At 44.4% G+C, this 25,945-nt stretch carries 20 protein-coding genes and 1 other RNA gene; 4 read left to right on the forward strand and 17 right to left on the reverse strand.

What is annotated here, in order from left to right; genetic code table 11:
- Window positions 1-61: 61 nt before the first annotated feature.
- From gntK to glgB, 6 genes are all read right to left on the reverse strand, one after another.
- A complete protein-coding gene (gene gntK, locus MHI37_RS18960; protein ID WP_179090208.1) occupies window positions 62-1,585 on the reverse strand; it encodes a gluconokinase in 1,524 nt (507 codons plus the stop codon).
- A 187-nt stretch (window positions 1,586-1,772) separates the two neighbouring features.
- Entirely contained in the window at window positions 1,773-3,755 is a 1,983-nt protein-coding gene (locus tag MHI37_RS18965) for a glycoside hydrolase family 15 protein (RefSeq protein ID WP_076336820.1), read from the reverse strand.
- Complete coding sequence (gene glgA / locus MHI37_RS18970; protein WP_076336819.1) at window positions 3,737-5,200, reverse strand: glycogen synthase GlgA; 1,464 nt, start codon at window positions 5,198-5,200, stop codon at window positions 3,737-3,739. The genes MHI37_RS18965 and glgA overlap by 19 nt, the downstream gene beginning before the upstream one ends.
- 114 nt (window positions 5,201-5,314) lie before the next feature.
- On the reverse strand, window positions 5,315-6,427 hold the full coding sequence (glgD, locus tag MHI37_RS18975) for a glucose-1-phosphate adenylyltransferase subunit GlgD (protein ID WP_076336818.1): 1,113 nt from the start codon (window positions 6,425-6,427) through the stop codon (window positions 5,315-5,317).
- A complete protein-coding gene (locus tag MHI37_RS18980; RefSeq protein WP_076336817.1) occupies window positions 6,424-7,590 on the reverse strand; it encodes a glucose-1-phosphate adenylyltransferase in 1,167 nt (388 codons plus the stop codon). The genes glgD and MHI37_RS18980 overlap by 4 nt, the downstream gene beginning before the upstream one ends.
- 16 nt (window positions 7,591-7,606) lie before the next feature.
- On the reverse strand, window positions 7,607-9,514 hold the full coding sequence (gene glgB, locus MHI37_RS18985; RefSeq protein ID WP_076336816.1) for a 1,4-alpha-glucan branching protein GlgB: 1,908 nt from the start codon (window positions 9,512-9,514) through the stop codon (window positions 7,607-7,609).
- A gap of 503 nt (window positions 9,515-10,017) precedes the next feature.
- On the opposite strand from glgB, the gene MHI37_RS18990 reads away from it, so the two are divergent.
- Complete coding sequence (locus MHI37_RS18990; RefSeq protein ID WP_076336815.1) at window positions 10,018-10,911, forward strand: PAS domain-containing protein; 894 nt, start codon at window positions 10,018-10,020, stop codon at window positions 10,909-10,911.
- A 2-nt stretch (window positions 10,912-10,913) separates the two neighbouring features.
- Here MHI37_RS18990 and helD read toward each other — a convergent pair whose 3' ends face one another.
- On the reverse strand, window positions 10,914-13,241 hold the full coding sequence (gene helD / locus MHI37_RS18995; protein WP_076336814.1) for an RNA polymerase recycling motor HelD: 2,328 nt from the start codon (window positions 13,239-13,241) through the stop codon (window positions 10,914-10,916).
- 239 nt (window positions 13,242-13,480) lie between these two features.
- Between helD and MHI37_RS19000 the strand changes: the two genes are divergently transcribed.
- Window positions 13,481-14,206 (forward strand): queuosine precursor transporter, encoded by a 726-nt coding sequence (locus tag MHI37_RS19000; protein ID WP_076336813.1) that lies wholly within the window; start codon window positions 13,481-13,483, stop codon window positions 14,204-14,206.
- 70 nt (window positions 14,207-14,276) lie between these two features.
- On the opposite strand, the gene MHI37_RS19005 is transcribed toward MHI37_RS19000, so the two are convergent.
- The gene (locus MHI37_RS19005; protein ID WP_076336812.1) at window positions 14,277-16,592 is read right to left on the reverse strand and encodes a hypothetical protein; all 2,316 of its coding nucleotides are present in this window, start codon (window positions 16,590-16,592) and stop codon (window positions 14,277-14,279) included.
- The gene (locus MHI37_RS19010; RefSeq protein ID WP_076336811.1) at window positions 16,583-17,371 is read right to left on the reverse strand and encodes an ABC transporter ATP-binding protein; all 789 of its coding nucleotides are present in this window, start codon (window positions 17,369-17,371) and stop codon (window positions 16,583-16,585) included. The genes MHI37_RS19005 and MHI37_RS19010 overlap by 10 nt, the downstream gene beginning before the upstream one ends.
- Window positions 17,372-17,530: 159 nt before the next feature.
- Between MHI37_RS19010 and MHI37_RS19015 the strand changes: the two genes are divergently transcribed.
- The gene (locus tag MHI37_RS19015) at window positions 17,531-18,160 is read left to right on the forward strand and encodes a GTP pyrophosphokinase family protein (RefSeq protein ID WP_076336810.1); all 630 of its coding nucleotides are present in this window, start codon (window positions 17,531-17,533) and stop codon (window positions 18,158-18,160) included.
- 50 nt (window positions 18,161-18,210) lie between these two features.
- Here the strand turns inward: MHI37_RS19015 and MHI37_RS19020 are convergent, their stop codons facing one another.
- Genes MHI37_RS19020 through MHI37_RS19030 form a run of 3 tightly spaced genes read right to left on the reverse strand, consistent with a single transcriptional unit; the run spans window position 18,211 to window position 19,405 of the window.
- Window positions 18,211-18,630: a hypothetical protein gene (locus MHI37_RS19020; protein WP_083676248.1), complete on the reverse strand. Its 420-nt coding sequence runs from the start codon at window positions 18,628-18,630 to the stop codon at window positions 18,211-18,213.
- Window positions 18,631-18,636: 6 nt separating this feature from the next.
- Complete coding sequence (locus tag MHI37_RS19025; protein WP_076336809.1) at window positions 18,637-18,849, reverse strand: DUF1540 domain-containing protein; 213 nt, start codon at window positions 18,847-18,849, stop codon at window positions 18,637-18,639.
- 55 nt (window positions 18,850-18,904) lie between these two features.
- Window positions 18,905-19,405 carry a YpuI family protein gene (locus tag MHI37_RS19030; protein WP_076336808.1) on the reverse strand — a complete coding sequence of 167 codons (501 nt, stop codon included), beginning with the start codon at window positions 19,403-19,405 and terminating at the stop codon, window positions 18,905-18,907.
- 181 nt (window positions 19,406-19,586) lie between these two features.
- Between MHI37_RS19030 and MHI37_RS19035 the strand changes: the two genes are divergently transcribed.
- Window positions 19,587-21,428, forward strand: a complete 1,842-nt coding sequence (locus tag MHI37_RS19035) for a S8 family peptidase (protein ID WP_076336807.1) — start codon at window positions 19,587-19,589, stop codon at window positions 21,426-21,428.
- A gap of 78 nt (window positions 21,429-21,506) precedes the next feature.
- Here the strand turns inward: MHI37_RS19035 and rnpB are convergent.
- From rnpB to rpoD, 5 genes are all read right to left on the reverse strand, one after another.
- An RNA gene (rnpB, locus tag MHI37_RS19040) (RNase P RNA component class A) lies at window positions 21,507-21,911 on the reverse strand.
- 57 nt (window positions 21,912-21,968) lie between these two features.
- Window positions 21,969-23,090, reverse strand: coding sequence for a Nif3-like dinuclear metal center hexameric protein (locus MHI37_RS19045; protein ID WP_076336806.1), 1,122 nt, complete (start codon window positions 23,088-23,090; stop codon window positions 21,969-21,971).
- Window positions 23,057-23,839, reverse strand: a complete 783-nt coding sequence (locus MHI37_RS19050; RefSeq protein WP_076336805.1) for a class I SAM-dependent methyltransferase — start codon at window positions 23,837-23,839, stop codon at window positions 23,057-23,059. The genes MHI37_RS19045 and MHI37_RS19050 overlap by 34 nt, the downstream gene beginning before the upstream one ends.
- Window positions 23,839-24,675 (reverse strand): hypothetical protein, encoded by an 837-nt coding sequence (locus MHI37_RS19055; RefSeq protein ID WP_076336804.1) that lies wholly within the window; start codon window positions 24,673-24,675, stop codon window positions 23,839-23,841. The genes MHI37_RS19050 and MHI37_RS19055 overlap by 1 nt, the downstream gene beginning before the upstream one ends.
- 123 nt (window positions 24,676-24,798) lie before the next feature.
- Window positions 24,799-25,929 (reverse strand): RNA polymerase sigma factor RpoD, encoded by a 1,131-nt coding sequence (rpoD, locus tag MHI37_RS19060; RefSeq protein ID WP_076336803.1) that lies wholly within the window; start codon window positions 25,927-25,929, stop codon window positions 24,799-24,801.
- Window positions 25,930-25,945 lie beyond the last annotated feature (16 nt).

Below are 25,945 nucleotides of genomic sequence, written 5' to 3' on the forward strand. Positions count from 1 at the left end.
GTGACTCACTTATATGCATAAAAAAAAGCAACCGATGTACTTTTCGGCTGCTTTTTTTATATTATATCCATTTCTGCTGGAAGGCTGCGATATTAGCGTATTCCTCCGTCAATAATCGTGATACTCGAATGTAAATTCGCATGAGCTCGGAATAAATTTCTGCATTTTGCTTGTTAGGCAAATGAAAATGAGAACCGCCCACCATTTCTGACACTACGTCTAAAGAATCCACTTCACCTAAGCTATACAAGCCAAGGATCACAGCACCTAGACATGAGCTCTCAATGCTTTCCGGCACATGCAGCTCCTGATCGAAAATGTCTGCCATCATTTGGCGCCAAAGCTCCGATCGCGCAAATCCGCCAGTCGCCTGAATTTTCGTAGGCTTGCCTGTCAATTCTTCGAGCGCAAGGAGTACGCTATATAAATTAAATATTACACCCTCCAGTGCGGCACGAACGAGATGCTCCTTCTTATGATGGAGTCCTAGGCCAAAATAGGAGCCTCGTGCATTCGCATCCCAAAGCGGGGCACGCTCGCCAGATAAATAAGGATGGAAAATAAGTCCTTCGGAGCCTGGCTTCGCCTTTGCAGCAAGCTCTGTTAACAGCTCGTAAGGATCAACACCGAGCTTCTTGGCACTCGCAATCTCCTCTGTACCGATTTGATCACGAACCCATCGGAAGATCATGCCTCCATTGTTGACCGGCCCCCCGATGACCCAGTGCTTCTCCGTCAACGCATAACAAAAAATTCTGCCCTTCGGATCTGTTACCGGCTTATCTGTAACTGCTCTAATCGCACCGCTCGTACCGATCGTAACGGCTACAACACCAGGCTTAATTGCATTTACTCCTAGGTTGGATAGTACGCCATCACTAGCGCCTACTACAAACGGCGTCGAAGCTGGCAAATTCATTCGTTTCGCATATTGCTCGTCCATACCCGCAAGCTTGAAGGTCGTAGGAACAAGCTCAGACAAACGGTCTGGTGTGACACCCGCTACTCGCAGTGCCTCCTCATCCCATTGCAGATTTTCCAGATGGAACATCCCTGTCGCAGATGCAATTGAATAATCAATGACATACTGACCAAATAGCTTAAAAAACACATATTCTTTAATAGAAATAAACTTATATGTAAGATCAAACAGCTCTTTATGATCATAGCGCAGCCACGTCAGCTTAGACAAAGGTGACATGGGATGGATCGGCGTGCCCGTACGCATATAAATCTCATGGCCATTCCATTCATTTTTAATTTTTTCGGTCCATTTTATGCTGCGATTATCGGCCCATGTTATACATTTCGTAAGCGGTGAGCCCTCTTCATTCACAGCAATAACACTGTGCATAGCTGAGCTGAATGAAACACATAAAATATCTTTCGGCTGTACGTTTCTTTTCATTATCGCTTGTCCAATCGTCTCCAGCACCGCATTAAAAATTTCATCCGGATCCTGCTCTGCAATAGCCGGTGAAGGCGAATGCAGCGGATACTCGATACCATGACTAGCAACAATTGCACCTTTTTCTGTAAAGAGCACCGATTTCGTACTCGTCGTTCCAATATCAACACCGATCACATATTTCATATTTCCCTCTGTACCTCCAGATACATTAATGTTATCTACAGCGAGTATCATTTATAATTATACTGTCATAATACCATAACGTTGTTGCAATGTTTATTCAATCAGCAGGAAGAACCTGCATGCTCGGTATCAGCATGCAGGTTCATTGAAATATTACAGCACATCATAGATTGGTCAACTAGAACCCATTTTGCTCCTTTTCGGCCCGTAGTTGTTTATACTTCTCAGCATACTTGCTTACGCTCTGCACTACCGTTGCATGAGACCAAGTTAGAGGCGCTACGGATAATGGTGAGCCATCATACGGATTTAGCTGCTCTGGCAGCAAACCGCTAGGAAGCGCATGATCTGACACCCATTGCAGCGTCTGTCTTGGACCTTCCAGCTCTTCGATCGTTTTCGCGGAATCAATCTCAAAGTTAGCTACCCACAGGGTACAAATAATCCATGGGTTGCCTGGCACCTTATCAATTTCTCCAGATTGCTGGAAATAATAATCGTTTGTATAGCGAGCAATACCGCCAATATGGGTCTTGATCTGAAGACCTTCCTTGATCGCCAGCATCGTCTGAACTACGCGATAATCATCTACAGGAAGCACCCCAAATTCCAACACGCCAAACAGGCTGCTCTCCAGCGTCATATCCTTCACCCAGCGATTATCCTTCTGAATAAGGCCTCGTGCGAAGCGGCCCGCTTCTTCATCCCACAAATGTGTAATAATGCCCTGCTTGATCTCATCTGCTGTGCTTTTATAATGATCACTACGCTCATAATCTCCAAATAAATCTGTGAAGTATGAAGCAGCCATCAGACCGCCATACACGGATGCTGCTGTATACGTCCAAATACCGTAGCGCTCTTCCCACAAATCATAGCTCGGCTTAGGCAATAACAAGGATGGCTCCATATAGGAGCTTAAAAATGAAGCTGCCTTCCGAATTAAGTTGCTGTATAGCGACTGCGGCAGCTCAATAACTTGGTTTCGGGAATAATCCTTCCACAATGCGAACAGTACAAGCGCCGTTTCATCCTCTTGTATAGGCAAGCGCCTGCTTCCCTGCACAATATAAGGATGCCAGCTCGAGCCTACCGTACCGTCTGGATTATATTTGTGATACAAGTAACCTTCTGGAGACAATGCTTGCGCACAAAAGTGAAAAAATGGAGAAATGACACTCTGATAACCCGCCATAGACATGGCATCCGCTATGAGTGCACCGTCACGCGGCCACATATAGCTGTAATGATCACGATTATACTGCAAAATATCAGTATCATTCGCAGCTAGAATGGCTCCACGCTCATCCACCTGAGTTCTAACGAGAAGCAGGCTTTTTTTGAACATTCTAACTACATCCTGCGGCAGATCACCAAGGTCGGATTCCGCACGGCCTAACCAATGCTTCCAGTAAATAACCATTCGGCTTAATAGCTTCTCCGGATGATTTTCCTGAACATACTGGTTCAGCGCTTTAACTTCTTCTAGATTTTGACCAATGGACATCCAGTAGTAAATCGATTTATCCCCGTTCGGCGGAACGACCGTCCGGAAGCTGATGGTGCTGTCTACTGAGCCCTGAGCAATTGAATTGCCCATCAGCACGCCATCCTCTGCATCCCGCCAAGTGCCTTCTGCGGATTGAAACCTTTTGATTCCTGTTGAATACTGGGTCATGCCGCCTTCATCGGAGAAACCATTGAACATAAAGTAATTATTTCGCTTGTAATGATAAAGCGTATGATTCTCCGGATAATAAACCGCCGTATCTCCAACCTCAGTACCATCAATCATCAAATCCTGATGAAAGAACAAACGAACCTCTTTTGTATCATTTGTTCGATTGCGGATAACGACTCTTTTGATATAAATACATTCGCGTTGATGTATCCCATCATTCATTTGAAGCTCTATGCCTAGTCTTTCATGCTTAGCGATAATATTTGTGACTAAGGAATCCTCCACATAATCCAGATCAAACTTCCATTCCGGTTCATCCAGCCAGCTGAAAGAGCCTTCCACCCACACCCCAAAGCGACAGTATTGTCCACCTACATGATTTAACTGACCAACAAATGGATAATAGATATCTCGAATGTAACAATTTTGATCCAAATTCAAAAGCATCTTACCGTTGCCGATTACAAGATGACGGGCCATGATTCCTTCTCCTCTCGGTGCGCTAAAAGTTGTGAATAAACGGATATATAGGCTTTGGCGGAGCGGTTCCAGCTGTAATCCTCTTTGTTGCCATTATTCACGATTTGCTTCCACACTTCCTCATTACGATAGAGAGCTAACGCTCTGCGAACGGTGAACATATAATCGTGCGCATTGTAATTAGTAAAGCTGAAGCCGTTACCTTCGCCATTATATTCGTCATAGGCTCTAACCGTGTCCTTTAGTCCGCCAGTTTCTCGAACGATAGGTACGGAGCGATAGCGCAGCGCAAGAAGCTGACTGAGGCCGCAGGGCTCGAACTGTGAAGGCATCGCGAACATATCCGAGCCTGCATAAATACGGCGGGCCAGTCTATCATCATAACCAATCCACACTTTAACCTTGTCCGGGTAACGAAACGCCGCATCATTAAAGAAATGCTCATATCGTTCATCCCCAGCTCCCAATATAACAAATTGGACATCCTCCTGAAGAAGCTCCTCAAAGGTCGCCATGATCAGATCAAAGCCCTTTTGCTCGACTAATCGAGAAACAATACCGACCAGCGGAATATTTTCGGATTGCGGCAGTCCTAGCTCACGCTGCAGCTCCACTTTATTTTTTCGCTTGCGGCTTAACGAGTTTCGATAAGGCACATCTATTGCAATGTCATTCATCGGATCAAACAACTCGTCATCAATGCCGTTCACAATACCGATCAAGTCTCCTGAGCGATATCTTAGCAGTGAATCCAGTCTTTCTCCAAAATATTCGGTTTGAATCTCCTCTGCATACGTTCCGCTGACCGTGGTCAGCTTGTCTGCATAAACGAGACCGCCCTTCATGCAGCTGCCAGCGCCGTAAAATTCCAAGCTGTCTGCATAAAACATATCGTAGCCTACGCCAAGCAAGTCCTGCAAATGCTCAACGCCGAACAGACCTTGATATTTCAGATTATGAATCGTAAATACCGATTTAGTATAAGCCCATGCTGGATCATAGAAATATCTTGTTTTAAGTAGAAACGGGATCAAGCCCGTTTGCCAATCATGACAATGGACAATGTCGGGATGGAAATCCATATACCGAACAGCTTCCATCACGGCGAAGCAAAAGAAAACAAACCTCTCCGAATCATCATCATACCCATAAAGTCCATCGCGCTTAAAATAACGCTCATTGTCGATTAAATAATAAGTAACACCCTCAAACTCTGCCCTGAGCAAGCCGCAATACTGATTGCGCCAGCCAAATGCAACGTTAAATACCGCAACTTGTTCAAACTGCCCTAGCAGCGCGGGAGGAATTTGAGCATACTTTGGCATTACAACTCTGGTATCAACGCCCCGCTTATTCAGCGCCTTTGGGAGCGCCCCTGCAACATCGGCGAGACCACCTGTCTTCGCAAGCGGCACAGCTTCTGAGGTTGCGAACAAAATGTTCATAGGATTCTCCTTTCTCATGGACGCCGCTTGAGCGCCTGCATCAACCCAATTGGAAAAAACGTTTGCTTTCCTATCGCGTTAAAGGGCATATTTCGCGGCAAGAATAGATTCGGATTATATAATTTTTCGCTTGCCGGCTAGAAACGGCGAGCTTGCAGCCCCACGAATATCACGATCAGCCTCAACGCGAACATCCTTATCCAAAATACTATGCTGAAGTATGCTGTTTTCACCAATGATACCGTTTTGCATGACGATGCTATTGCTGACAACTGCTCCTTTTTGAACATGCACACCTCGGAACAATATACTGTTCGTAACCGTGCCTTCAATTCGGCAGCCATTGGCTATTAGCGAATTTGTCACCTTGGAGCTTCCTAAATATCGCGCCGGTGGTTCATCCTTAACCTTAGTGAAAATCGGGCCCGGCTGGTAGAACAGCTCATTCCATACAGCTGGATCCAATAAATTCATCGTGTTTCGATAATAGCTGCTTAACGTATTTATGACTGCCAAATAGCCCTCATACATATAGCCATACACCTTCAGCTTGTCGAGCCTTGAAAAGATCGCATGTCTCACGAGATGATCCTGGCCTTGCGCCAATGAGGTTTCTACGAGCTCCATCAACAGTTCTTTACGCATGATGTACATTTCCATAGAACTGATGTCACTCGCCATACGGCCATAATGATCTTGGATATCGGTAATGCGGCCTTCCTCATTCATCTTAACCTTACGAGCTCTGCCCATAAGCAGATCCGCCTGCTGCTTACAAACAACCGTAATGTCTGCTTCGCGTTCCAAATGAAATTGAATGACCTTCTCAAAATCGATATTACATACCATATGGCTCCGTGTGATTACGACATAATCCAAGGAGGAGCGATTAAAATAATCGCGCTGCTGATAAAAATGATACAAATCGCCGCGACTAATTTCCTGAATATCATCCGTAACAGGCGGAAGCACGAATAATCCGCTTTGACGATGCTGCAAATCCCAATGCTTGCCTGATCCAAGATGGTCCATTAAGGAACGATATTTCGTATGCGCAAACACCGCTACCTTCGAAATGCCGGAATTGACCATGCTGGACAATACAAAGTCAATAAGTCGATATCTAGCGCCAAATGGCACCGTTGCCAGGCAGCGCCCCTGAGTGAGCAGCTCTAGCTCATCTGTCTCATGAATTAAATTAATGACGCCCATCACTTTATGCTTCATGAGTGCTCCACCTCCCGCAGCAAATGGTCATTAGTAACATATTGATCCACAGCAATGACAGTTATTGCATCATCATCTGGGCTGCCAATCGTTACACCTTCTTGAATGACTGCTCCTTCGCCGATAATAGCTCTATATATACGGGCACCTTCTCCAATTCGAACATTAGGCATGATGACTGACTCCGTTATAATTGTATCTTTTGAAGCCTTTACGCCATAAAACAAAACAGAACGATCTACGGTTCCCTCAATTAAGCAGCCTTCTGTTATGAGCGATGCCGAGACATCAGCATTAGCGCCTATATGCTGTGCCGGCTGGTTTGGACTGACCGAATAAATCCGCCACTCCGGATCTGAGAGCTCAAGCGGCGGTTCATCAGCGAGAAGATCCATATTCGCTTCCCACAAGCTTTCAATCGTACCAACATCCTTCCAATAACCTTTAAATGGATAGGAATGCAGTCGTTTTCCGTCACGCATCATAGCTGGAATTAGATCTTTACCAAAGTCATGACTAGAGCTGCGGCTAGCCTCGTCATAGATCAAATATTTTTGAAGCTCGGACCATGTGAAAATATAAACACCCATCGAAGCAATATTGCTTGTTGGATTTTTAGGTTTTTCCTCGAATGCCGTTATACGGTCCTCATCGTCAATATGCATGACACCGAAACGGCTTGCTTCTTTCCATTCAACCTCAATGCCTGCGATCGTTACATCCGCACCTGAGCGCTTATGATGCTGCAGCATGAGCTCGTAATCCATTTTATAAATGTGGTCACCAGAAATAATAAGAACATATTCGGGATTATAAGGCTCAATAAAAGACATATTTTGATAAATGGCATTCGCTGTTCCTTTATACCATACGCCGCCCTTTTGCTTCATAAACGGCGGCAATATCGTCATTCCCCCATCACGGCGATCTAGTCCCCAAGGACTTCCAATGCCGAGATATCGATTAAGCTCAAGTGGCTGATACTGGGTTAGTACACCGACGGTGTCGATTCCCGAATGCGCACAATTGCTTAAGGTGAAATCAATAATTCTGTATTTCCCTCCGAAATAGACCGCTGGTTTAGCTAAATCCTTCGTAAGCACGCCTAGCCTTTTTCCTTCGCCTCCAGCGAGCAGCATAGCGATCATTTCTTTACGGCCCATGGACATCAACTCCCTCTCAAAGTGTGTTCCCCTGATCTAAGCTGAATAACAAGAAAGCAAGGGGAGGTAGGTGAAGCGTAATGCTTTGGTTATGGCCGTGCCAGGCGACGCTTTCGCTGCTGTAGTATTCCTCTGGTTGTTCATCCATTCCGCCAAATTGCTTATTATTGCTATTTATAAAAGAGCGGTATAAACCATGCTCTGGGACACCGATACGGAAGTTTTGGTAATCATTTCTGGAGAAATTAGCTATGATAATAGAAAATTCAGTATTTCCGCGGCGGATAAACGAAATGACCGATTGAGCTGCATTATGAACGTCGATCCATTCGAAGCAGCCCGGATCACGCTCTCTCTCCCAAAGGGAAGGCTGATTAAGATACAAGTGATTTAGCGTTCTAACGTAATGATGCATGCTGTGATGCATATCGTAATCAAGCAGCATCCAATCGAGCATATCCCCGTCTTTCCATTCATCAAACTGGCCCCATTCACTTCCCATGAACAAGAGCTTCTTGCCGGGGTGGGACATCCAGAAGCCATAAAACAATCTTAATTGTGCAAATTTTTCTTCGTAGCTTCCAGGCATTTTATTTAGTAGTGATCGTTTGCCATGTACAACTTCATCATGAGATAGAGGTAGAACAAAATTTTCTGAAAAAGCATAAAGGAGCGAGAATGTAATGAGATGGTGGTGGTGCGAGCGTTCAGGTGGATCTAATGTCATGTAGCGCAGCATATCGTTCATCCAGCCCATATTCCATTTAAAATTGAAACCTAGGCCGCCTTGATAGGTTGGAGATGTAACCGCAGGCCAAGCAGATGAATCTTCAGCAAGCATTAGAGTTTGAGGGTAATAATGAAACACCGTTTCATTGAGTTTCTTGATAAAACGCAGTGCATCTAAATTATCAGCGCCGCCTATTTCATTGTACGTATACAACTCTGGCGGTTTGTCCATATGTAAATTAATCATGTTAGCGACAGCATCTACACGCAGGCCGTCAATATGATAGAGCTCCATCCAATAAATCGCATTTGAAATAAGAAAACTGACAACCTCTTTCCTGCCAAAATCGAACGATAGCGTTCCCCAAAGCGGTTTTTCTGCACGCTTCGCATCCGCACCTTCAAAAATCGGCGTTCCATCAAAAAGTCGCAAGCCATGATCGTCCTTGCAGAAATGTCCTGGCACCCAATCCAAAATAACCCCTATGCCAGCCTGATGACATTTGTCAACAAACCGCATTAATTGCTTAGGTGAACCATATCGGCTGGTAACACTATAAAAGCCGGTAATTTGATAGCCCCACGATTGATCCAAAGGATGCTCTGCTATTGGCATTAGCTCAATATGCGTGTAGCCCATTTCAGCTGCGTACGGAATCAGCTCCTCCGCCAGCTCTTCATACGTGTAAAAATCCTCTTTCCCTTTGATCTTCCAAGAGCCAGCATGGATCTCGTAAATCAACATAGGGTTTGAATAAACAGATCGTTCATGCTTCTTCGCAAGCCAAAGCTCATCTTCCCATTCATAACCTGATATCTGAGTTACGATAGATGAGGTTCCAGGTCTGCGTTCAGCGAAAAATGCGTAAGGGTCAGCCTTCCGAATAATATGCCCTTCGGGGGTGATTATCTCGTATTTGTACATTTCGCCTTCTTTAATATACGGGATAAACAGATTGAAGATGCCTGTCGTTCCGACTTTATCCATGACATGCTTCTTACCTTCCCACTTATTGAAACCACCAATGACTCTGGCTTCAGCAGCATTCGGAGCCCATAGTGTGAACCGAACACCATTCTTTCCGTTCATTTGAACAGGATGAGCACCCATAAAACGGTAGCTGTGATAGGCGTTTCCTTCATTAAACAAATATAATTCCTGGTGTGACAATCCATTAGGTGCCTGTTGAACCATTTATGGTTTCACCTCCTGTTGGATAATCTGATTCGTATGAAGCGAAACCGATGAATACCTCAATACTTATAGATATTATACATCGTTTGGTAAAAAAAACACAGTCGTTTTCATAGATTTCGACAACCCACTGGTTTTTATGTAAGAAAAGATGACATAAACTAACTTGATTCCGTTTTCATGTTAGATATAATAACGTTTTAAATAATATCCTTTCGCAGTTGATACCTGGCAACAGGGTTGTCTGATACCATATTATAGGAAAATGGAAATAGAATAAAGCCTGCTGTACGGTTGTTTTGGCGAATTTATCCTAAACTATGTAGCTTTTACTCGCCATATGTCTCGATTAAGCTATTAAGTTTAATTAATTAAACCTATCACTTCCAAAATATAACTGTTACTAAATCGTCATAACATCTACTTGCTTGTCATCATGGGCTATTCTATACTTTTACTTGTTTCATAGGAAACACAATGAAATACATGAGGAGTGTTTTACTTTGTCGGTTTATCGTCAAATTTTTCAAAATATGGATTTTCCCATGCTCGTTATTCGACAAAATAATCAGGGAGTTTCTGTCGAGGATGCCAATCACGCTTTTGTGCGATTAACAGGCTATACAGTCAAGGAACTTAGATCCGAAAAATGCTCTTTATATCTGAAAAGATACAATATAGATACAACTGCTACGGTTTTAAAAAGCGAAATTAATATTATGACTAAAAATAATCGACAATTATTTACACGACTAAACCAACAGCCTTTGCCCAGAAACAATCAGGATGGATACACTCGTTCCTACGTCATCTTTGAGGATTTGACTCCTTACAGATGGATACAACAGCAATCTGAAATAAACAAAGTGCTGATTAGCGGTATTGTTGACCGCCATCAGCACATTCGTTTATTACGAGACAGTTTGTCCCCACTATTGTTTGAAGCAGATCGCAATATGACAGACGAAACACTGCTGCAGTTTATTACCGAGACGGAGCACGGATCCATGAAAGAAGTGCTTCAGGAAGCCACACTCAATAAGCAGGAGAGAAGCTTGACGCTTAAAACGACGATACTTAGCGGTGTAGAGCTCATGATGTCCGCCACTTTCACTCCGATTCTTGATGGATTCGGCGAAGTGCTGGAATTTGCATTCGTCATATGGGATTTATCTCCCATTAATGATCAAATCGACCCATCATTGAAGCTCCGCATCTGGATGGCTAAGAAAGACATGACTGCTGGTCATCTCTCAGCCTCGACCGGCATTTCTATTCAAACCATTTCCAAACTGCGCAACGGAAAAATATTGAAGCCCAAAAGGTTAACAGCAGAGCTGATCGCTTCTGAGCTTCACCTCGAGATTTCTGAGATATGGCCAGAAACTAGAAAATAAGTCTATCGAATAAAGGCAGTGATTTTATCGGTATAAAATAAATGAAGCTCATGCATCGCTCTTGTACAAGCCGTATAAAATAGTTTTCTTTCACTTTCCCGTCCGTAATATTGCTCGCCTGCATTGCTGATGATAACTGCATCGAATTCAACGCCCTTCGCCAAATATGAAGGAATAACAAGTACCCCTTTTTCGAAGGTGACTGTTTCTTTCTCAATTAAACGAAGCTTTGGCAAATGAACTTGCAAAGCCGCATGCAGTCGCTTGCTCTCAGCAGCGGTTTTGCAAATGACAGCTATCGATTGATAGTCCGCTTCATGCAATTGGTTTATTTTATCCTCAATGGCTTTAATAAGCTGCCGCTCGTCTGCTGCCTCTGTTATTGTCGGCTCGGCGCCATCGCGATTAAAAGGCTCAATTTGCTCCCCCCCATCGATCATGCGACTCGTAAAAGCAACGATCGGACGAGTCGAGCGATAGCTTCTAGTTAGAACAATCTTCTCTGTTTCCTCTTCACTATAAAGCTCTGATAGCGGCTCAAAGCCGTTGCCAGTTACTGCATGCGCAAAAATAGATTGATTCAAATCACCTAGCACAGTCATTTTACAATTCGGAAAAATCCGTTTGAGGTAATGATATTGGAATGGCGAGTAATCCTGAGCCTCATCGATGAACAGATGCTTAACGAGCGTATTGGTATGAAAGCCCTCGAGCTTTTCTTTCAGATATAAATACGGCGTTGCATCTTCATAATAAATAACACCATTATTCAGTGATGAATTCGTCTGCTCGCTTATTTCCTCCCACTGATCCGGAAGCTGATGGCGGCCAGCCTTCAACCGCTCCTGCAAAGACTCATTTTTCTCAAACAACCGCTTATAGATTGCTGGCACATCCAAAAAACCTAAACGCTTTACTTTTCTGCGCAGTTTTTTGAATTTTTCCTGCACCACCATCGCGGCTAAATAATCATGCTCTGCATCGAAATCATCAAAAGAATTGCCTGAAAAACGATTTTTACGCTGCAGCTCATCATAGGCCTTCGAGTATATTTCCGGATCAAGCAGCTCAATTTGCTCTTGCACCCAATCCTGCTCACGTTCCTCTTTGCTTAATCTTGTTAACTCCTTCAGCATCCACTCCGCTGTGAAGCGCATCCGATTTCCAATCGAAATGGAACGATCAAAACTATAAAATTGTTCAGCTATTGCCGCATCCGAAATAAGTGTACGCCCTTTAAACCTAATTGCTTTAAAAGCAAGCCCAGCATGAGCAAGCCCGGCCGCGTATTCGTCAATGAGATGCATAAAATCCAAGCTTGATTTGTACGTAATTCCCGCAATTCTGGCTTCATATCCCGCTTCATCCATAGCAGCCAGCGTATATTCCATCTGGGAGAACGGATCTTCAAGTGCGAAAGTTTTGCCGAGCCTATGCTCCAAATATTGCTGATAGGTTGTTTGCTGCATATTTTGTTCGCCTAGCTCCGGCAATACGGTAGCCACATAGCTGTTGAACATGGGGTTAGGTGAGAACAATACGATTTGATCAGCATTCAAAATGCCACGATAACGATATAATAAATAAGCTACACGCTGCAGTGCCGCTGACGTTTTCCCACTGCCTGCTGCACCTTGAACAATCAACAATCTTGCGCGCTCATTTCGGATGATACGATTTTGTTCTCTCTGTATCGTAGCTACGATGCTTTTCATTTGGGCATCCGACTGCTTGCCAAGCACCTCTTGCAGCAGCTCATCGCCTATCGTAACGCCTGTATCAAACATACTGCGAATTTGTCCATCACGGATAATAAATTGCCGCTTTAACAACAATTCACCGCTAATGGTTCCGCTTGGTGTTTGATATTGTACGGGTCCAGGACCAGAATCATAATAAAGGCTGGATACAGGTGCTCTCCAATCATAAATTAAATATTCATCACCGCTGTCATCAAGCAGCGAGCCTACTCCCAAATAAATCGCCTCTGTCCTTGGTTGTCCTTCCTCCAAAAGATCGATTCGGCCAAAATAAGGGGAGTGCTCCAGCTTTAAGAGCGTTTTAAGCTGCTCCTCCGCATGCCTGTAGCTTCTTTCCCGCTCTGAAAGCACCTCTGCCTGCTGCTTCATGCTAGCATGGGATTCTGCAGATTCTGCAGCATCCTCAAAATTCAGCGTTACATCATCCCAGAAATTTCGTCTTATATCGACAATATCCTCGCGCATGCCGCCAGTCTGTTTACGAAATTCTTCTATCCGTGAGCGAATGATAGTCGTCACATCTTTTACTCGCTGCTGCTCTTGTGGCAGTTGATCGTTGAGATTGCTCATATTATCACTCCTTGACTACTAGTATGGTGAAGCAAGTTCTGCTGTAATCTGCTATAAAACAGTAACATCCATTCTACCACTATCTACTGCGCAATTAAATGGCACCGAATCGCTATTGCCGCTTCCACTAGGAGCGTTTATAATAACAAAGGCAGAAATTCGAATCAGAATCATAGATCATCCAGCATTCCGAGGTTCGAAAACTCCCGCGTTATCAATACTAGGAGGCTACTTTCAACATGTTTAATTTGTGGTTCGGCGCGATTTTTATGCTCGTGCATTTTTCTTTTTTTCTTATTTCATATCGTTTTTTTGGACGGATCGGCATTTATGCTTGGATAGGCATGGCCACTGTGCTTGCTAATATTCAAGTCGTCAAAACAGTTGACATTCATGCCTTCGGCGTCGTTATCGCCATAACGCTAGGTAACACAATGTATGGCACCATTTATTTGGCATCAGACCTTTTAAATGAAAAGTACGGAGAGAAAGCTGCTAAAAAAGCCGTATGGTTCGGCTTCTTTACACTTATTGCCTCAACCATTATTATGCAAATGGCGCTCCAGTTTAATCCACATAATGAACCATTTCCTTTAGAGGTACAAGGAGCAATGGAGACTTTGTTCGGATTGTTGCCTCGTATTGCTCTAGGGAGCCTGTGTGCTTATTTCGTGAGTCAATTTCTTGACGTTAAAATTTACTCCTTATTAAAGCGTTTATTTCCAGCGCATAATCAGCTGTGGATTCGGAATAATGGAAGCACAATGGTAAGTCAGCTTGTTGATACGCTCATATTTTGCACCATTGCGTTCGCTGGTGCGCCTGGATATGGTAGCAAGCTATGGCTATCCATTTTCTTGTCGACTTATGTCATTAAATTTATCGTTTCCCTGTGTTCTACACCCTTCTTATATGCCGCCAGAAACTTTACATTTACGAATGATAAGGAAGCAGCAAATAGCTAATCATTTTTCTAGAAAGGCTGCAAAAGCGGGACTGCCTCTGTCTGGCATCCCGCTTTTGCAGCCTTTTATATTACATAAAACCAATATCATCGAGCATAACTTTACCAGGTCCACTGACAAATCGGAACGTAATTCGACTAATTTCTTGCGCTGTAATCGTTAGCTCCTCTGAACTAAACTGATCTATCGGCAACACATAGGTTTGAAATACCGGCTCATTAGCTTCCGTGTATTTCTCTTCCTTTATTCGCTCTTCGAGCCACGGAATAGATATAAACGCAGTATAGGCTGGAGGGGAGGCCGGCATTACTTCACTAAGCTCCAATCCAATGCGATCTCCATCCACTGTCGTAAGCTCAATCTCAACAATCGGCAGCGGCGGCAGTTCAGTCTTGTCTGCAGCTGCGTTAGAAGCATCTGGCTCCACTTCTGCTGCGAGCAGATCCCGCTCCAGATTGGCCATTGAAAAAACAAGATTGCCATCAACGATATTTTGAGCAGCCTCGCTTGTCTTAGGTGACAGCTCAAGCGCATACTCAGCTCCAGGCTCCTGCCATTCCAGCTCAATACCTTTTGTCCCTTTGTTCTTCCCATCCCGATCCTCAGCGGATACGATTTGCCAATCCTTCATTCCTGATACCGTTGCCTTGCCGCCGTCCTTAAGCTCAGTTTTGCGAATACCGTCATCATATCCCGCAATTTCAGTAAACTCAGCTTCTTCATAACGATTGGTGTAAATCGTTTCCGGCAGCCATCCCAGCCCAGCACGATAGTCTTTAAACAAAGCCTTATAGTTCTCCTCTCCAAGCAAGGTCGCTTGCAGGAACGCCGATACGTATACCTTTGAAACTTGACGCTGTTCATCCGCCTCTAATAATTGCTTGCGACTCAAAAATAAACCTCCAGGCGGACGTTCGTCCATTCTTCCCCAGTCAGAATTAAACTGGCTATGATTCGCATCAGCAATATAGAGGGCGGATTTGAATTTGTTAGACGCATCTTGAAAGGAAGTTCTATTAAACTGCCGATCCCCATAGAAATTATTGACATCTGCATCTCTAGCGCCTTGCAGCGTCAAATAGTTTACATTTTTTAAACTCGCGGATTTCTCGTCCACTTGCTTATCCGTAGGTGCAATTGCAATGACGGACTCAATAACAACATCCTCTAGACTCTCAAGTGTACGATCATCCATAAACCAGCGGTCTGCATCTGCCGCCATCGCAACGGCTTGCCCCCCTCTGGAGTGTCCGATTAAAGCCACTTTCTCGAAATCTACTCGTCCGTAAAAAGCGTTGTCAGGCTTCTCGTTAAATTGCTTGATTTGCTGCAAATGCTTAAGCAAAACCCAAGCACGAACCTTCATATCATTACTCGGAATACCCGACCAGACCGAATAATTAAGGAAATTCTCGTCTAGTGAAACAGCAATAATTCCTTTGCTTGCAAGGAGCTCCCCTAGATAGCCATAGCCGCCATCTGAGAAATCCTCCATGAGATGATTGCCATGAACAATAAGCGCAATTGGAAAAGGCCCCTCGCCATCCGGCATCCACACACGACCGTTCAAAGGCAGTGACTTCTCATCAAAGCCCCAAAACAGTTTCTTTAATTTCTTCCATTTCGTAATATAAGCCGAAGCGTCAACCGCTGTTGACTGTAGGTCTACATCTTTGCCGAATATCGATCTGTGCTTGTCCTCACCGCTTCCGTATGTGAAAGCCTCAAAGGCAAACGTCCCTGGCTCAGCAGGATTCTGCAAATCCAACCCTTGAATAGCGCCATCGGTTTGCTGAATAGCTGCACTCTCTCTTACAGGAACTACAGCAGACTCCGGCCACTCCACCAAGACCATCGTTACAGCAGCTGCACAAGCAATAGTTAGTGCAATAACTGTACGAACCCAAGTTTTCAAGCGCAATTTCATCAGCAGAGCGAGCAGTAAACCAATTAATGCACCTAATAAAGTGATTATAATTGCAAAGATAGCCGACATAAGCTCCCCGAGCTCGGCAAAATACAGTATAAAATAGCACTCCACTGCTGTATAAAGCCAAACGGCGGCAAATCTTCGAGGCAACGGCAAAGAAATCAAGTGAAAAAGGAATGATATAAGTACGGCAGCGATGCTCATGGCACCAAGGTTTGCTGCAATAAATACTAAAATATCAATTATTGTACCTAATCCAGTTGGCATGCCAAGAGCCGCCGTCCCTATCGCTAACGAGCTGATAAAAGCAGTGCTCCCTGTAGCAACCCTCCATACATAAGAATCTAGATAGTTTCGCAAAATAAATCGTCTAGCTGTCCATCTCTTTATCTTTTTCCACCTGCTTGGTTGTGGCTCGATCTGCAGCTGTATCGACTCTTGCGTTTCTAATTCCATAATTCCCCGTTAACAGATAACCAGTTCCGCCCATCGCGACGTTGTATTTCCACCGGAACTGCGAAAAAATCACTCATCAGTGCAGATGTGAGTGTTTCAGAGGTGTCCATGGCTGCGAAAACCTCTCCTTCCTTAATGAGAAGGGTTTTTGTAAAGCACGGTAAAATCTCCTCTACATGGTGAGTTACATATATAATTGTAGGTGCTTCCTTCTCTGCTGCCACAGCGGCAATCATTTGCAGCAGCTGCTCGCGTGCAAACACATCAAGCCCTGTGCACGGCTCGTCTAAAATAAGCAGCTTGGGAGCTGCCATCAAAGCTCGTGCAATCAGGACACGCTGCCGCTCGCCTTGCGATAAGGTATCATAGGTCCGATCCATTAAAGCGGTACAGCCCAGCGACTTCATCAAGGCTTCAGCCTGCCTAATGTCTTCATTATTCGTGAAGTCATACAATCCAATGGTAGCAAACTTTCCACTTAGAACAATCTTAAGTGCTGTTTCACTTCCATAAAGCTTCTGTTGCAGCGATGTACTGACCCAGCCGATGCTTTTACGGAGCTCCCTTAGATCAAATTCACCGAATTTTTTTCCCAGTATAGACATACTGCCTTCCGTAGGCCATATATAACCATTTATCATATTCAATAATGTCGTTTTTCCAGATCCATTAAGACCCAGCAGGCACCAATGCTCCCCGCTTTGAACGGTCCAGCTTATATCCTGCAAAATTTTTTTGTCATTTCTATCCCATGACACATGTTGAATATCTATAATCACGTAAGCACTCTCCTCTGTTGACATTTACGCGTCCTACAAATTTGACTTGGCATATAATATCGACCATTATAATAATACAACGATTCTTGTCCAGATGAAAATGTCTGATCGTATCATTGCAAATATACATATTAGTTATATCAGGAGTGATCAGCAATAATGAAAACCAATCAGCTAAAACAATGGGCTCATTTTTTTCTAACTTATAAATTTGCGCTTGATGCCGTAGAAACAAAACTTAACATTTTAAATGAAGAATTTCAATTTATTCACGATTATAACCCGATCGAGCATATGAAGACTAGAATTAAAACACCAGAGAGCGTCATGCAAAAGCTTCAACGCAAGGGACTCGAAATAACGCTTGAGGATGCTAAACAGCATATACGTGATATCGCAGGCGTACGTGTCATTTGCTCCTTCTCCACAGATATTTATCAAATCGTTGACATGATCAGCAAGCAAAGCGATGTCAAGGTTGTCGAGCTTAAGGACTATGTAATCAAACCAAAACCAAATGGCTATCAGAGTATTCATCTACTCATTGAAATCCCAGTGTTTTTAACGGACCGGACAGAGAATGTACTTGTCGAAATCCAAATTCGGACCATTGCAATGGATTTTTGGGCAAGCCTTGAGCATAAAATTTATTATAAGTTCAATGAACAAATTCCACCGCATATCCAACAGCAGCTCAAAGGTTCTGCCGATATGATCCATCTGCTTGATCGCGAAATGCTTGCCTTGAATGTTGAGGTGCAGAAGCATCGTGAGCAATCGTTGAAATAGCAAATAAAGAGGCTCCTGCCCATTCCCCTGGGCAGGAGCCTCTTTATTGTTTAAGTTAAAGCATAATATAAGGGCACAATGACTAAATTTAACGCTACTGCAATAAGTCCGATCGCCATAGACCACCCACCGAGTCCTCTAGCCCCTTGTCGATATGCGATAAAGCCTAGCACCGCTGATGTCACTCCCATCAGAACGGGCCAAATAAACCATGATGCTATCGCAAATACCAGTGAAACCCAGCCAATCGCATAACCGCCGGAGTAAGCTCTCTCTGGTTCAACTCGTTCTACAGACCGGTCCTCTCCCCGCTTTGCATGCACCACAGGCTGATTAATTGCAAAATCAGCAGCCATTTCTTCATTTACATCAAGTAAACGATCTGAGCCTACAATCGGATGACTATCATGGTTTACCCGATCTCGCCGCTCGTTATGCCTCTTTTTTTTATCGTTCTTAAAATCACCCATCGACCATCACTCCTTCGGTTTAAAGGTAAGGCAGCAAGTTGATTTGGATTGCTCAGCATGATCCTGATGAAGTTCTCCAAGCTCAGCTTCGGCAAACTCCTCATTAAAATGTGCATCTGCATGCTGATCAATCTCAATTGTTATTGCATTTGCACCGCAATTGTTGCCTTCCTTCCAGAAGTTACAGTTGGCTACACTACAACTTACGCCTTTTGGCATAAAAAAAATCACCTCCACTATCAAGTTTCCCTGACCGGAGGTGATTCATTCTGCCTTATTTTTGCGCTTGCATGCGACGCTGCGTCATGTAGTCGTTTTCGTAATAAGCCAACTCATCACGCAGCTCTTCGTATATTTTTGAAACACTAAGTATTATGTCACGTGAATCACGGCTTGGCTTGAAGCGGAAGCGAATCGCATCTTGACCTGTATAGGCATAACGGCCGTCTTCAGAATAACATTCATTCTTCGGATAATAGAACGCACTTACACATTGATGATAAGCCTCATAAAGCACACGTTCTGCATATTCAATATCAAAATTGGGCCGTCTGAGCAATACCCCCAGCTTTTCAACTGACACTTCAGAAAACACCAATAAATGTCTCAAATCAGATAAAAGCCCCTTGTAAAATAGCTGGGTTTCTTCTCCAGCATCATCTCCAGCTAATTGGAGTAGAGCATTGTTATTCAGAAACGGTTCGATCTGACTAACCGCATCCTTTAGTTTTTCACGAGTTGTTTCTGTAAGTGATTTAACATTAGCATTTGGCATATAGGTAGATCCCCTTTCATAATCCGAACACACATAAAAACTACATCATGATCATCGTACCACAAATTACATTGAAGTGGTACTCACGATTCCCTTATTTCCTCGCATATTTTCTGCTTAGATACCTAACCCTATAAATTAGGCTTTGCTTTACTCAGAACGATTAATGGAGGTTTCAAGCATGTCAAAAAAATGGATCGGCGGTTTAACGATTATTGCCTTGGCCGCATTGCTTATTCCAAGCACAACTTTATTTGCACCGAAGGAAACAAAGACCAAGTCCCCTCAGACTTCTAGTTTTTCGGCTAAACGAGAGCATACGCTCAAAATGGCTACTTTGCAAAATGACATGAAAGCAACAGCTATGCTTTGCGCCTCAGAATGCTCCAAAGATTTTCAAAAGCTAATGAGTGCCAGCAAGGACTCCAAAGCATCAGCCGAGAAGCATATTGAACATATGATGCATGAGCATATGCATATGAGCTATATAAGCTGGATATCTGGCAAACGAAGTGTTAACCGCGGTACATTGCCAAAAATGGATGGAAGTAAAGTGGAAACCTATGTTAGTGAAGCAAAAACACAGGTTTCAAAAGGAGCAAAGTATGAATCGCCTGCCTTTTCAACTAAAGATGGCAGCCGCTACATGGTGCTCGGCGTTCCTGATTCCAAACATACTGGCATTGGAGTTGTCGGTGTGATCAAGCAGGACATTGTAAAAGAAGTCGAAAAACATCAGCTTCGCAATCTTAGGCTGATCCCCTATCCAGCTGAAGGCAACTATAAAATTGAATCCGTAAAACCAAATACAACGACGGACACAACGGTTCGTACGGGAGAAGACAATGGCAATGCAAGCCATTACCATATTCGTGAAGTTGTTGTTCATTTCACTAAGAATCTATCGCAAGCGGAGCTTAATCGTGTAAAGAGTGAAATCAATGCGGAATCCGTCAAGCAAATGGGCGATACCTTCGTATTCCGATCCCGAAATATTGAAGCAGATCAGCTTGTTCAATATTTCAAGCAATCTTGGAATACCGAATACGCGGAGCCTCATTACCTCTATATGACGAATGAAACGATTGTACCAAATGATACACTATATTCGGAATATCAATGGAACTTGCCCTCCATTGAAACGGAAAAAGGCTGGAACATTTCCAAAGGCAACGACCAAGTCATTATTGCTGTACTTGACACTGGTGTACAAAGCAACCATCCAGATTTAAAAGGGAAAATAGTTGAAGGCATCAACATTGTAGATGAGTCCGCTGAACCTGATGATGATGTAGGTCATGGTACGCATGTTTCCGGCATTATTGGCGCTTCTGTCAACAATGGAGAAGGAGTAGCAGGATTATCCTGGTACAACAAAATTATGCCGGTTAAGGTGCTTGACAGCAGCGGAGCAGGTTCCACCTATTCTGTTGCTCAAGGCATTATTTGGGCAGTTGATCATGGAGCTAAAGTTATTAATATGAGCTTGGGAAATTATGCACAGGCTGATTTTCTTCATGATGCGATTAAGTATGCATACGAACATGATGTTGTCATGATCGCCGCAAGCGGCAATGACAATACCGATCGGCCTGGATTTCCTGCTGCGTATCCGGAGGTCTTTGCGGTTGCCGCAACTAATAGCAGTAAAGAGAAGGCTTCCTTCTCCAACTACGGCGACTATATCGATGTGGCTGCGCCGGGAGACAGCATTGCAAGCACTTATCCAGGCAGTCAATATGCAGCCCTGTCAGGCACGTCTATGGCAAGCCCACATGTCGCCGCGCTAGCTGGATTAATCCGCTCTGTCAATCCAGAGCTGTCAAATGTCGAGGTTATGGAGCTTATGCGAAAATCAGCGGTTGATTTGGGAGATGCGGGCAAGGATAATTATTTCGGCTATGGGGAGATTGACGTTGATAAAGCGCTGAGCGCAGCTTCCAAATTCGGCGGCGCCTTACAAACTTACCCAGATCAGGTCAAGCGCAGGCTTGATCGAATTATTTCTAAATACGATAAATAAATACATCTACAAATGCAAATGCAAGAAAGCACCCATCGCTGCGCGATGGGTGCTCTTTGTCTATAAGTGTAAGTTCGTGCGGAAAGTTTGTCGTAAGCCGGGTTCTGTACTTCTAGTGGTCCATACGGGAACGACCCTCCCACGATGAAGCGACAATCATCTATCTAGGCCGTACATTGCTGCATGGCTCAAGCAACCAACCCGGACGCGCCTCAGGCTAAGGCTGCAGCTCATGGCTGCGGCGTCCTCTCGGTCTTGCTCCAGATGGGGTTTACCAGGAACGTAGTCACCTATGCTCCTCGTGGTCTCTTACACCACGGTTCCACCCTTACCTGTGCCGGCTAAAGCCGGCCATCGGCGGTCCATTTCTGTGGCACTATCCTTCAGCTCGCGCTGACTGGACGTTATCCAGCATCCTGCCTTGTGGAGCCCGGACTTTCCTCTCGCGGCAACGAGGCCGCCAGCGATTGTCTGTCAAACTTTCCGTGGCATCGTTAAGTATACAAGGTATTGAGTAAAAGCTCAACCCCATGCTAAATATTACACAAAAGTAAACGGCTCTGTATTCAATTCGGATGCCATCGCTTTTGTTGCTGATTTGCTGTTAGCCAGCTGCTTATTCAGCCAATCAGCAACTTGCTGCTTCATGACCTTCTCTATGTTATGACCAGCGTCGATAATCGTCATACCCGCAGCAAGCGCATCATGAGCAGTATGATAATCAATATCCCCAGTAACCAGCACATCCGCTCCTGCAAAGATCGCATGACGAACATATTTAGCTCCTGCCCCGCCCAGTACTGCTGCTTTACGTATCACTCGATCCAGAGGACCGACAACCCGAACAGCTGGAACATCAAATATTCGCTTAGCCTGCTCTGCCAGTTCGCCTAATGTAACAGGGGAAGCAAGCTTGCCAGAGCGGCCCAAGCCGAAGGAACGCCCTTTTAAATCGATCGGATACAGATCATAAGCAACCTCCTCGTAAGGATGTGCTTTTAGCATCGCTTGAACTGTTTTGCGATGCACGCTGTATGGAACCACCGTTTCAATTCGAACCTCATCTACACGCTCCAGCTTGCCTTGAACGCCTATAAATGGAGTCGTACCCTCACCTGGAACAAATGTCCCTGTGCCTTTTATATTGAAGCTGCAATTGCTGTAGCTGCCTAGCTCTCCTGCACCTGCACGCCATATGGCTTCAAGCACCTGCTCCTGATGAGTTTCAGGGACGAATACAACCAGCTTGTAGAGTTTATCCGTATGAACCTCTTCAAGGCACTGACGCCCGTCTGGAACGATACCAATGAGGTCGGCAAGCCAATCATTGATGCCGCCGTCTGCTACGTCTAAATTCGTATGTGAAATGTAGACAGCAATATCGTTTTTAATAAGCTTTTCATACAAGCGGCCAGCGGCTGTTGAAGTATCCAGCTTCGCTAGCGGCCGAAAAATGATGGCGTGGTGAGCAATGATAAGTTCTGCGCCTTGTTCAATAGCTTCGTCAACGACCGCATCCGTTACATCTAAAGCGACGAGAATTTTTTTGACTGACTTATTCAACGTCCCAAGCTGAAGACCAATTTTATCATTTTCAACCGCATAATGCTTTGGAGCAAGCTGCTCCATTAGTTGGACAACGGTTTGACCGTGGGCAAACATTGCAGCACCTCCTCAATCCTGTTCATTTCCAATTGAAATTGATCACGCTTAATTGTAGATTCAGCTAGTTCTGACTCCGATAGCTGCTGACAAATTCTTCCGAGCTTATTCAGCTCATGCCGCCATTTTTTGAATAGTGCCGGCTCGGGATTGCGAAGCAAATGAGGTCCCATCTGCTTCAATATTTTAAATAATGTTTCAGAAGGAAGCTCCAGCTTTAAGAAGGATCCGTCATATAGGTCATCATTGCGCAAAGCAACATCTGCCGAACGAACAGCGTGCATAATTTCGTAAATTTTACCATCTTCCTCGATGATGGTCTCTCCAGCCAAAAACCAGTCATGCTTTAGAAGCCATTCACGAACAATTTCTTCTCCCACATTCGGCTGCAGCACGAGCTCCTTAACGCCTTCCAGCTTGTTCAGGGCATGTCCTGCCTCTAATATGTCGCTCATTAAACTTCCGCCCATGCCTGCAATCGTTACGGTATCTGCCTCACCGATCTGCAGTACATTTAAACCATCACCTTGACGAACTGTCAATTGCGCTGACAGACCTGCATCAGCCCCCTGCTTCTTTGCCGCTTCATATGGACCGCGATTCAGCTCTCCTGCAATAGCAGAAGGGCTTTTGCCTGACTGCAGCAAATAAACAGGAAGCATCGCATGATCCGAGCCAATATCCGCTACTCGCGAACCCGCCGTAACATAATCTGCAATAAGCTGCAGACGTTTAGATAATTTCAACATTATACAATCCACACCATCCATTTTTTCCGCATTGAAAATAACAAAGCTCCACCGACAGCAATTTTGATAATAAGCTGCAGTTGAATCCATATCGCCTCTTCTACAAACATCACCGTATAAAGCTCCGGCATAAACCATATCATGGCACAGGTTAAGAATAGGACCGCAGATACGGTCTTCGACCAACGGTTAACGAACCAACAGCTCCAACCGAACAGGCAAGCTATTGGCAGCCAATAGAGCTGAATTTCATACCATTTAGAATTCACCATAAATTGCGATAGCAACCAAGCATAGACAAGTGTTGCCGCTAACCAACCACATAAATGAAGGACGGGTATTCGTGCTGTAATGCCGTAAATGACCCAAAAAAGCGAGCAGAAGGCCAGCAGGCTAGTTTTCCAAGCCCAATGATCCAAACCGTGCAGATTCAGCATGTATAATCCCCCACCCAATAAAAGGAGCATGCCTGTACTCGTTATAGCTAAACCTGCTGCTTCATTACGGCTGCGCAAACGCTGTCCTATCCGTAAAAATATACTGACTCCTAGCGCCACGACTGCCATTTGCAATAGTGGATGAAATTCGTTAAAATAAAGCACAACAAAGGAAATTAAGGTAAAGGTTCCAAATGTAAGGAGCCACTGCATGCCTGTTGCACGTTGCACTGCAGCGATTGCTTTTCCAACGGTATGATGCTGTTCTCTGGCTGTCTGGACCGTATCTTGATCAGCATATAAATTGAGTAGAAAGTCACAATATTGATCCGGCAGCAGTTTGCTATGACGCCAATGACCAATTTCTTTCACGATAATTTGCCGACGATCCTCGTTCATGGAATCCCGCTATCCTTTCGGTATCAACCTGAGTGGTGATTAGTCATTATGTATAAGCGTTATTTTTTAGAAAAAAGACCTCGCTGCAAGAGCAGAAAGGTCACTATTGTTTAACATTATTTTTTATTCAAGGAAATCCTTCAACCGCTTGCTGCGGCTTGGATGGCGAAGCTTCCGAAGGGCTTTGGCCTCAATTTGACGAATACGCTCACGTGTAACGCCAAATACTTTGCCAACCTCTTCCAGCGTTCTCGTACGTCCATCGTCTAGGCCGAAGCGAAGTCTTAATACATTTTCTTCTCTTTCGGTCAACGTATCAAGCACGTCCTCCAGCTGCTCTTTAAGCAGCTCGTAGGCAGCAGCGTCCGCTGGGGCAAGAGCTTCTTGGTCTTCGATAAAATCCCCAAGATGTGAATCATCTTCTTCCCCAATTGGAGTTTCGAGCGATACTGGTTCTTGAGCAATTTTCATGATCTCACGAACCTTCTCCGTGCTCAGCTCCATCTCAGCAGCAATTTCTTCAGGTGTCGGTTCGCGTCCAAGCTCTTGAAGCAATTGACGGGAAACGCGAATGAGCTTGTTAATCGTTTCCACCATATGAACCGGAATACGAATCGTCCGAGCTTGGTCAGCAATCGCGCGTGTAATGGCTTGACGAATCCACCAAGTCGCATACGTACTGAACTTAAAGCCTTTCTGATGATCAAACTTCTCAACAGCTTTAATCAGACCCATATTACCTTCTTGAATCAGATCAAGAAACAGCATTCCTCTACCAACGTAGCGCTTAGCAATACTTACGACAAGCCGCAAGTTTGCTTCCGCTAATCTACGCTTAGCTTCCTCGTCGCCGTTCTCAATTCGCTGTGCAAGCTCAACCTCATCATCCGCTGACAGAAGTGGAACACGGCCAATTTCTTTTAAGTACATCCGCACTGGATCGTTAATCTTAATGCCTGGCGGCAGTGCAAGATCATCGTCGAAGTTGAAGTCATCCTGCTCACGCTCTGGCTCTTCCCCACCAGCAGCGAGTGGATTTTCTTCTTCGTTTTCGTTCAGTACCTCAATTCCAAAATCATCAAGCTGTTCAAAAAATTCATCAATTTGTTCCGGTTCTTGATCGAAAGGAGCCAACTTATCCATAATTTCTTTGTATGTTAAAGAAGACCTCTTTTTGCCTTGCTCGATCAATTGATCCTTCACATGATCCAGTTTTTGTTCGGTATCTAGTTCAGTATGTTGATCATTCGCCATAATCCGACTCCCTCCT

Origin of the sequence: Paenibacillus sp. FSL H8-0548 (genome assembly GCF_038630985.1) — a bacterium.
Taxonomy (GTDB): Bacteria; Bacillota; Bacilli; order Paenibacillales; family Paenibacillaceae; genus Pristimantibacillus.

Coding starts and splice junctions, on each gene's coding strand:
- MHI37_RS18965 (WP_076336820.1), bottom strand. CDS start 3,755: ATGGCCCGTCATCTTGTAATCGGCAACGGTAAGATGCTTTTGAATTTG.
- glgA (WP_076336819.1), bottom strand. CDS start 5,200: ATGAACATTTTGTTCGCAACCTCAGAAGCTGTGCCGCTTGCGAAGACA.
- glgD (WP_076336818.1), bottom strand. CDS start 6,427: ATGAAGCATAAAGTGATGGGCGTCATTAATTTAATTCATGAGACAGAT.
- MHI37_RS18980 (WP_076336817.1), bottom strand. CDS start 7,590: ATGGGCCGTAAAGAAATGATCGCTATGCTGCTCGCTGGAGGCGAAGGA.
- glgB (WP_076336816.1), bottom strand. CDS start 9,514: ATGGTTCAACAGGCACCTAATGGATTGTCACACCAGGAATTATATTTG.
- helD (WP_076336814.1), bottom strand. CDS start 13,241: ATGAGCAATCTCAACGATCAACTGCCACAAGAGCAGCAGCGAGTAAAA.
- MHI37_RS19000 (WP_076336813.1), top strand. CDS start 13,481: ATGTTTAATTTGTGGTTCGGCGCGATTTTTATGCTCGTGCATTTTTCT.
- MHI37_RS19005 (WP_076336812.1), bottom strand. CDS start 16,592: ATGGAATTAGAAACGCAAGAGTCGATACAGCTGCAGATCGAGCCACAA.
- MHI37_RS19015 (WP_076336810.1), top strand. CDS start 17,531: ATGAAAACCAATCAGCTAAAACAATGGGCTCATTTTTTTCTAACTTAT.
- MHI37_RS19020 (WP_083676248.1), bottom strand. CDS start 18,630: ATGGGTGATTTTAAGAACGATAAAAAAAAGAGGCATAACGAGCGGCGA.
- MHI37_RS19025 (WP_076336809.1), bottom strand. CDS start 18,849: ATGCCAAAAGGCGTAAGTTGTAGTGTAGCCAACTGTAACTTCTGGAAG.
- MHI37_RS19030 (WP_076336808.1), bottom strand. CDS start 19,405: ATGCCAAATGCTAATGTTAAATCACTTACAGAAACAACTCGTGAAAAA.
- MHI37_RS19035 (WP_076336807.1), top strand. CDS start 19,587: ATGTCAAAAAAATGGATCGGCGGTTTAACGATTATTGCCTTGGCCGCA.
- MHI37_RS19045 (WP_076336806.1), bottom strand. CDS start 23,090: ATGTTTGCCCACGGTCAAACCGTTGTCCAACTAATGGAGCAGCTTGCT.
- MHI37_RS19050 (WP_076336805.1), bottom strand. CDS start 23,839: ATGTTGAAATTATCTAAACGTCTGCAGCTTATTGCAGATTATGTTACG.
- MHI37_RS19055 (WP_076336804.1), bottom strand. CDS start 24,675: ATGAACGAGGATCGTCGGCAAATTATCGTGAAAGAAATTGGTCATTGG.
- rpoD (WP_076336803.1), bottom strand. CDS start 25,929: ATGGCGAATGATCAACATACTGAACTAGATACCGAACAAAAACTGGAT.